At 45.3% G+C, this 892-nt stretch carries 1 protein-coding gene; it reads left to right on the top strand.

Going from position 1 to position 892, the window contains the following annotated elements; all coding sequences use genetic code 11:
- Nucleotides 1–892 (top strand): outer membrane protein assembly factor BamA (gene bamA / locus R8N49_RS25755; RefSeq protein ID WP_318190288.1); only part of this gene is annotated, 892 nt, incomplete at both ends.

Below are 892 nucleotides of genomic sequence, written 5' to 3'. Positions count from 1 at the left end.
AAGTCATTCTATCTTGACCGCGGCTACCTGAAATTTAACGTTGATTCTACACAAGTTGCGATCTCTCCTGACAAGAAAGGGGTATACATTACTCTTGGCTTGGAAGAGGGCGAAGTGTACACCGTCAAAGATGTAAAATTCCGCGGTGACCTGATTGGTGAAGAAGCGACCTTCGAACGACTCGTTCCATTCGAAGACAATGAAACGTACAACGGTTCTCTTGTGACTTCGATGGAAGAAGGCATCAAGCGTGTGCTTGGTGAATCTGGCTACGCTTACCCTCAAGTAAACACCATCCCTGAATTTGACGATGAAAACAAACAAGTCTCCTTGGTTGTGAATGTTGATCCAGGTAATCGAATTTACGTTCGCGACATTCGTTTTACTGGTAATAACTCAACGAAAGATGAAGTGCTGCGTCGTGAAATGCGCCAAATGGAAGGTAGCTGGCTAAACTCCAAGTCGATTGAAACTGGTAAGACACGACTTAACCGTCTTGGCTATTTTGAAAACGTAGAAGTACAAACGGTTCGTGTACCAGGTAGTGATGATCAAGTTGATCTGGTTTACTCGGTTAAAGAAGCGAACTCAGGCAGCGTAAACTTTGGTGTTGGCTACGGTACCGAATCGGGCGTCAGCTTCCAAGTTGGTCTGCAACAAGACAACTTCTTAGGTAGCGGTAACCGCGTTGGTATCAACGCGATGATGAACGACTATCAAAAGAACGTGAGCTTAGACTACCGCGACCCATACTGGAACCTTGATGGTGTAAGCTTGGGCGGTAAGATTTTCTACGATGAATTTGAAGCATCGGAAGCGGGTATCGTTGACTATACCAACCAAAGTTATGGTGCAAGTTTGACATGGGGTTTCCCATTTGACGAACTGAACC

The sequence above is a fragment of the Vibrio sp. 1978 genome, assembly GCF_033344345.1.
Note: the sequence above shows the minus strand (reverse complement) of the source record. Positions and strands in the feature narration are given on the sequence as shown.